Origin of the sequence: Methyloglobulus sp. (genome assembly GCF_046714055.1) — a bacterium.
Lineage (GTDB): Bacteria > Pseudomonadota > Gammaproteobacteria > Methylococcales > Methylomonadaceae > Methyloglobulus.
In genome coordinates this window covers 1-7,060 of the sequence record NZ_JBKKBJ010000290.1, presented here as the reverse complement: position 1 = coordinate 7,060, position 7,060 = coordinate 1, and the positions used below count along the sequence as shown (strand labels likewise).

Here is a 7,060-nt window from a genome sequence, read left to right as displayed (position 1 = left end):
CGGCGAAGCCTTTCCGCTGATGGCACTGGCCAATTTGTGCCAGGCTCGGCAGGCGCGATATTGGCGGGTGCGGGACGGGTGTGCCCAGGACACCCCCAAAGGGGAGTAAATTGGGGCTTTGATAATGGCAACGGCATAACTCAACGACTTTTTTGACGGTTTACGCCTTTTACAGCCAACCGCAATGATTTCCTACAGTTAACCAGAGATACCCAGTATTTACTTGTTAATTGTCATACCTAACGATTAGACCTTACCCGCTGCATAAAATTTGGTCTAGGGCTGTTAAAGCTTGTAGACTACACGATGAGGTCAGCCAGATTGAGTCAGTACCAACGAAAATTACAGTTTGGATGAGCCTCGGCAAACTGGAGTCCACATCAACACTACACCAAAATGATTAACCCACGCAGCCTGATTCGAGCGCTCGATAAACACTGGGAAGCGATAGAACGTATCGTTTTGCTCGGACACGACCAGATTGGTTATGAGCGCGATGCGGTGCTGGCATTACTCGGGAAAATCTATGTACACGAACCGTCCGAACAACAGCTAGAACGCTTGCAACAACTGGTCAATGCGGAATTGTTGATCGAAATGTCGCACAGCAATACCTTGCAACTCAACGAAAATGTCCGCCAATTTGTCGGCAGCTTGTTACACGAACACGATCTGGGTTTGTCTGACATCTTAAAAGCGCGGATTATTGACATTAAATCCGGCCTGGAGCAATTGCACCAAGCCTTGCAGGACCGGGATATGGCGGCGCTGCAACGTGGGGCGGTGCGTATTGACAACCAGCTGCGGCAAATATTGCAACAACTCGATCAGGACATCCATGCCATCCAGGCAATTGCCGAACGGGCAAAAGGCGCAGATGAACGAATGCCACTGCCTAGACGATACCGTGAGGTATTGGAGGCTTATGACCGGTTTGTGCAACCCATGACTGAACTGATGGATACCGGTGCCGGCGGCAGTTTTTATCCGCTGCTGGAGGAAGCCGAAAGCGTGTTGGAATCGCTGTCCCAGCAATTGCTTATACAAGGCGGCTTATACAGCCATCTGCTCTTGTTGCGGCAAGTCGGTTTTCGGGTGAAAGAGGTACGGGAAACTGGCCGTCTCGCGTTAAACCAATGCACTAACACCTTGATGCCGCTGAGGGAAGAAATCCGCCGCCACAACCATTTAAGCGCTGCCATCGGGCAATTATTGGGCGAGGTGCGAAAAAAAGGCTTACGCTGGACTTTTCCACAACAAAGTTTGCCAGTTTGACGTAAAGATCGTCCGGTTACGGTTGCCATTGGCCCAGAGTTGTTGACGCTCATGGAACAAGCGCGGCACTATCAGCCTAAAGCCGTTGATTTTCCAGGAGGGCAGGTAGATGAAGAAATGCAGGTGCAGCTTGAATGCGTCGATGAAGAGGTTATCCGAAAACGCCTTCTCCAGTCCCTGCCAATACCGGGCTTGATGCAGTGGCTGGCCGATCATTACGGTCATTATCAAGACATCACCCTATTAAGGCTTTATCACAAACTCATTCGCATGCCCAATATTACTGCAACTCCTGACCAAGATGAGACCCGTATTACCCTCAAACAAGTCGTCATTCGTTTGCACAGCCATACTCTTGAATCCTTATGACGATAGATTTAAGGCTACTGCCCCAAATACAACCGCTTTTTAAGCTGTTAAGTTCCGGTGCCCATTTAAACCGCTTGCAGGACAATGAGCTTTGGGTGGAGCTGGAAAATCATCAGGGTCAGTATGAAACGCTGTTTGCTGCATTAGGTTTTATTTTGGTCATGGATGGACGGGGGTTCGCTTATTTTAAGACCGAGCTTGCCACATCCTATACCGGCAAGCTCACCCGTCGCTTGGTCTTGTTGCTGATGCTGTTGTTCGAATATCAAGCCGACCAAGGCTTACATTTATTCCAGTTTCAACAATGGCGGATTGATACGCCGTTGATCGAAAAACTTTGCCAGCAGTATCGAGCAGTCTTGGAGGCTGAAGAAATAGGCAATCCGCAAGCCTTAAAAGAAATTTTGGATAGCGCCGCCCGCATCGGCTTCCTGGTGACTGAAGATGGAGCCTACCGGCTACTGACCGCCGTGCATCGTTACCTGGACTTGTTTGAAGAACTGTCTCAGGCCGAACGGCCCGATCAGACTCAAGCCGAAGAGGTACAGGATGTACCGAATGCAGAAAATGCAGGAGCATTTTTCTGCGGGGAAACTGGGGAGGATACGTTTTGAGCCTGGCCCAGTATGGCTTCCAGAAGCTCGTGTTGTTGAACAGTGCCGGTTACAGCCGCGCCGAATTGCCCTTGGACGATTCGGTGTCGATTATCGCCCCCAATAATACCGGCAAGACCAGTTTGATCAATGCCTTGCAATTTCTGCTCATCCTTGATAGAGGGCGCATGGATTTTGGCGCGCACAGTGTCGAAAATTCAAGGCGGTTTTATTTTCCCGATAACAGTGCCTACATTCTTCTGGAAGTGTTGCTGCCATCCGGCATGGCGGTGATTGGTTGTGTCGGCAAGGGGTTGAGCCATGACTACGAATATTTCGCCTATCAAGGCAGCCTTGATCTTGACGATTACCGACTGGATAACGGGCACCTGGTGTCTCAACCGAAATTGATCAGCCGCCTTTTCGAATGCGGCAAACTGGCCAAAATATACCAGCAAGCCGATTTACGGGCGCTGTTGTATGGCAATCGGCAAAAACAACGTTCGGACGATCCCGATTTCACCATCTTTCCGTTGGAATTCACTTCTCAGGCAAGTACCTATCAGCGCATCTTGACCCGAACTTTGCGTTTGGATCGCTTAAAAAGCGGTGAAGTGAAAAACTATTTGCTGAAAATCTTCAAAAACGACTTGCAGGATCGTAGCGTCGATTTTAAAGGCGAATGGGATAAAAACTTTGCCGATGTCAATTACGACAAATCTCAGTATGACGCGGTGTTTCGCAACCAGGCACTGATTGCAACCATGGAAGATAGCCAGCAAACACGCCGGGCTTTACGTGGCAAAATAATCCAGTGGCGGCCATTGATCGAGCAGGGCTTGAATGACTGGGAAACTTATTATCGCAACACGTCCGAACAATTTGAGCGGCAACTTCAGGCATTGGTTTCAGAAAATGAGGCATTGGAAATACGCCAAAAGCAAATTTACCAAGACCAGGCTGAGGCTAATACTGCGTTAAAAGAACAGCATAAAATTGAGCGGCATTACCAAGAACTGAATGTTCGTTTTCAATTTGTCAAAGACTTGGCTCAACTGATAAGCAACGGCAAACCTTGCAGGAGGAACTCTACGAATTAGTTAGAAGTATTAAAAATGCCGAGCAGCAGCATTCATCTGAGGCTATCAAAAGGAAGATTGCCAAAATTAGCAAAGATCAAGTCGAGTTTCAGCAGCAGTTAGCCAATCTTAATGACAATCTTTATCTGCAACTACAAACGCCCTTACCGCTGGATAGTTTTGAAATTTTGACACGGGTATTGGCAAAATCGGTTTTGTGCTTATCTGTTGCAGAAGGGAAAGCGATTGATCTGCATGATAAATCAGCTTTCCAATCGTTTATTACAGCCCTGGAAAGCAAGCTGTCAGTCAATCGCCTGGAACTGCCCGGCTTTTCACTGGATGTTTCGGCACTGGAACCTAGTCTTATTCTCAAGACCGCACAAGAATTGGAAACTAAAACCAGTGATTGTGAATAGCAACTTGCCAAATTAAAAACCCTGTTGCAAACCGTTGAGACATTGACGCAACAAAAGCAATAGCAACAAGTGCTGGAAAGGCAAATCGCCGAACTGGATAAGGATATCAATGATTATCGGGAATTCTTGTTGCTACAGGCAAATGGGTCGCTCAGATTGGAAACCATAGCGTCATTGCAGCACAGGTTAGAAGTGGTTCAGCAAGAAGAGTCAACGTTGGCTGAAAAGAAAAAGACCATCGCCCAGTCGCAAGCAAGCCTTAAAACCGAACAGGATGACCTGCAAAGCCAACATCGACGCATCAACGCTGCCCGTCATCAGCGCCTGGATCAACAGCCGCCGTTTAATTTTTTGGAGCAGCTACCCTATTTCCCTTACATGGAACCGGCTGAACTGGCCATGTCGACTTTAGCCAACCGCATCGAAAGTTATAACAACGATTGCCGACAGTTGCGGCAAATCGACAATGACTTGTCCCGACAGCTCGGCGAGTTGCATGGACACGGCGTGAGTAAATTTCAAATCCAGGATTCTGCCGAACAAGAATTGGATGCCTTATTTAACTACACGGCACAACTCAGCCAGGAACAAGCAGCCATAGAACGTAAAGCCCGCTCGGCCGTAGTCCAGGTAGCCGCCATTTTGCGTGATTTGCGCAACAGTCTGGAGTCATTTAAACGGCGGATGAGCGAGTTTAATAACAAGATCAATCGCCGTCAGTTGTCCGACCTTAAGGTGTTTAAAATCGAACCCCGCGAAGAAGAAGCCTTAGTCAAGGCGATACAAACCTTGATTTCCACCTCCGAACAGGTTGAATCGGGCAATTCTTTCGACCTGTTCGACCACAATGCGGTGCTGGACGATAAAGAACTCAATAAAGCCAAGGATCTGCTCATCAAGGAAGGTGAAGTACGGGGCAGTTTACGTGTTGAACATTTGTTCCGGCTGGTTTTTATTATCGCAAAAGAAGATCAAACGCCTGCTGAGTTCGAGGACATCGACAGCGCCGCATCCAACGGTACTGTGCTGATGGCTAAACTCATCACTGGTCTCGCCATGCTCAATCAAATGCAAGATCCGCGCAAACAAATCAAGACTGCCTGTTATCTGGATGAAGCCGCATCGCTTGATCAACACAACCAGCGCAATTTGATTGAAACTGCCAAGGATTTCGGGTTTTCGCTGATTTTTGCATCGCCAGAACCGCAAATCACCGCACGTTATTGTGTGCCTATCGGAACCACCCAGGGCAAAAACCATATCAGTCAGCTTAATTGGCAGATTCTCGAAGCCATTACCGATGAGAACTAAGCCCCATGTCCATTTTATCTGATGCCCTAAAACGCCTGCTAGCCTGCGACCAACCGCTTAACGCATCTGATTTCACCCCAAACCAACGAAAACAACTGGAACAGTTCGCACTGAACACCCGACTTGTTGAAATCAACAAACAAGGCACTGCGACTGTGTTTAGGGTAGTTGACCGGCAAAGTGTCATCAATCGTCTACGTCAACTGCATCCTATGGACGGTGAGCATATATCATCCTTGCCAAGGCGTAGCCGAAACATTGGCACAGACCGTAACAGCAAGAAAGGCCAAACCGGCCATGAGTGTTCTTATTTGCTGATGAAAGCCTGGAATCCTGATGTGGTTTGGCATGGTGAAAATACCGCGATGTATCCTTCGGAATTGACCGAGCGCTTGGGTGTTGCCGCTATACAGATCGGTACTGGTCAATCTTGGCAGTCCAACAGGCTCTTGCTATTAGTCGAGAACCAGGCGTTGTTTGATCGCTGCGACTGGTTGCCTGATAATTTTAACGGTTGTCTGGCCTATTATGGTGGGCAATTATCTGATGTGTTATTGAAATGGTTTTCGGAACAAAAACGAACCGATGACGTGATTTTATTCCCGGATTATGACGGCATAGGCTTGAGCAATTATGTCCGACTGGCCGATGCGCTTCATCCGGGATCGAGATTATATTTTTATTGGCTTCCGGATTGGGAAAATAAATTGGCCACATTCGGCAACTCCGAGATTTGGTTGAAAACCCGAGTACAATTTGAAAATGCCATGCAGAAACTGAATGCCTTGAATGCCTTGAACGATGATTTCATCAGGCTAGGCAGCTTGTCGCAACGCTACGGCAAAACATTGGAACAGGAAGCCATTTGGTTGTAACCCACTTGCGAACTGGTATTTAATTGCATAAGTTCACAACTTCATCAAGAAATCCCTGAAAGTCAGGTCGCTTCTTGGTTACCGTGGTTTTGGGCTGAATGGCATCGACCGTCACATTCAAGGTTGAAAAAAGACCGGCTTACATTTTTGATAGTGTTTACATAAGGGAATCTCTATTAATCGCAATTTAACTGCCCATATTGTGAAAGTGCTGAAATTTTCTAGTCTGTCCCCAAAGCTCTAGAATGTTAAAGCCTATTCTGGTTGCAACACCCTCTTTACTCAAGGATTCCCCCCTTGTTATGCCGAAACGGGCGCAGCTTCCCTGTGCTTGTCCACCCAAGCTCGCTTGGCTACCTTCGCGTTGAGCTTAATCAGTTGTACCAAGCGTATCATGTTGTACACCAGGTTCATCAGGCCGATCTTCACCTTGGCACGTGGTAGGCCGATGGTGCGCACCATATGCCCACCCATGTGCGTTTGGACACCGAAGACATGTTCGACACGGGCGCGTACCTTGGATTTGGTTCGGTTGGAGTCCAGCGCGCGTCGGTGTCTTTCTGGCGGCGCATGGCCTTGGCTTCCGGTCCGTCCCAGGCTGGCGGGACTTCACCGGCTTTGATCTGGGCGTTTTCTTCACGGGTATTGCGCTGCCTCGGCACTTCGACAAAGGTGGCATCGACTATCTGCCCGGCCTGGGCAACATAGCCTTGCGTCGCCAGTTGCTGGTGAAAACGGCCAAACAATACGTCAACCAAGTCCAAGGCCTTAAGCCGATCCCGAAACAGCCAGACGGTTTTGGCATCGGCCACGCGATCCTCGAGTTGCAAGCCCAGAAAGCGCATGAAACTGAAACGGTCACGGACCTGGTGTTCGATCCTGCCGTCCGACAGGTTGTGCAGTTGCTGGAGTACCAACAGCTTGAACATCAGCACGACATCGAAGGGCTTGGCGCCGACCTTGCTTTTCCGGTCCTTTTTATGCACCCGGCACAGCTCTGGCCGAAACGCTTTCCAATTGATGCGGGCCTTCAATCCCACCAGCGGATCGCCCATTTCGGTCAGTTGCGCGGCGCGTTCTTCAACGTCGAATAATCCGGGTTGGCGTGGCTGTCTCATCGACTCTATCTCTCTGTGGCA

General features: G+C 48.8%; 7 protein-coding genes and 1 pseudogene. 7 read left to right on the top strand and 1 reads right to left on the bottom strand.

What is annotated here, in order from left to right; genetic code table 11:
* The first annotated feature begins 396 nt into the window (after positions 1 to 396).
* From ACLQ6D_RS17600 to ACLQ6D_RS17570, 7 genes are all read left to right on the top strand, one after another.
* Positions 397 to 1,275: a hypothetical protein gene (locus tag ACLQ6D_RS17600; RefSeq protein ID WP_411728609.1), complete on the top strand. Its 879-nt coding sequence runs from the start codon at positions 397 to 399 to the stop codon at positions 1,273 to 1,275.
* 39 nt (positions 1,276 to 1,314) lie between these two features.
* Complete coding sequence (locus ACLQ6D_RS17595; protein ID WP_411728607.1) at positions 1,315 to 1,644, top strand: hypothetical protein; 330 nt, start codon at positions 1,315 to 1,317, stop codon at positions 1,642 to 1,644.
* On the top strand, positions 1,641 to 2,258 hold the full coding sequence (locus tag ACLQ6D_RS17590) for a condensin complex protein MksE (protein ID WP_411728606.1): 618 nt from the start codon (positions 1,641 to 1,643) through the stop codon (positions 2,256 to 2,258). The genes ACLQ6D_RS17595 and ACLQ6D_RS17590 overlap by 4 nt, the downstream gene beginning before the upstream one ends.
* The gene (locus ACLQ6D_RS17585; protein WP_411728605.1) at positions 2,255 to 3,337 is read left to right on the top strand and encodes a hypothetical protein; all 1,083 of its coding nucleotides are present in this window, start codon (positions 2,255 to 2,257) and stop codon (positions 3,335 to 3,337) included. Before ACLQ6D_RS17590 ends, ACLQ6D_RS17585 begins: the two co-directional genes overlap by 4 nt.
* Positions 3,313 to 3,735 carry a hypothetical protein gene (locus ACLQ6D_RS17580; RefSeq protein ID WP_411728604.1) on the top strand — a complete coding sequence of 141 codons (423 nt, stop codon included), beginning with the start codon at positions 3,313 to 3,315 and terminating at the stop codon, positions 3,733 to 3,735. Before ACLQ6D_RS17585 ends, ACLQ6D_RS17580 begins: the two co-directional genes overlap by 25 nt.
* 69 nt (positions 3,736 to 3,804) lie before the next feature.
* Positions 3,805 to 5,046, top strand: coding sequence for a hypothetical protein (locus tag ACLQ6D_RS17575; protein WP_411728603.1), 1,242 nt, complete (start codon positions 3,805 to 3,807; stop codon positions 5,044 to 5,046).
* 5 nt (positions 5,047 to 5,051) lie between these two features.
* Positions 5,052 to 5,921 carry a hypothetical protein gene (locus ACLQ6D_RS17570; protein WP_411728602.1) on the top strand — a complete coding sequence of 290 codons (870 nt, stop codon included), beginning with the start codon at positions 5,052 to 5,054 and terminating at the stop codon, positions 5,919 to 5,921.
* 300 nt (positions 5,922 to 6,221) lie between these two features.
* Here ACLQ6D_RS17570 and ACLQ6D_RS17565 read toward each other — a convergent pair.
* Positions 6,222 to 7,039: pseudogene (locus ACLQ6D_RS17565) on the bottom strand (transposase).
* Positions 7,040 to 7,060 lie beyond the last annotated feature (21 nt).

Coding starts and splice junctions, on each gene's coding strand:
- ACLQ6D_RS17570 (WP_411728602.1), top strand. CDS start 5,052: ATGTCCATTTTATCTGATGCCCTAAAACGCCTGCTAGCCTGCGACCAA.
- ACLQ6D_RS17590 (WP_411728606.1), top strand. CDS start 1,641: ATGACGATAGATTTAAGGCTACTGCCCCAAATACAACCGCTTTTTAAG.
- ACLQ6D_RS17600 (WP_411728609.1), top strand. CDS start 397: ATGATTAACCCACGCAGCCTGATTCGAGCGCTCGATAAACACTGGGAA.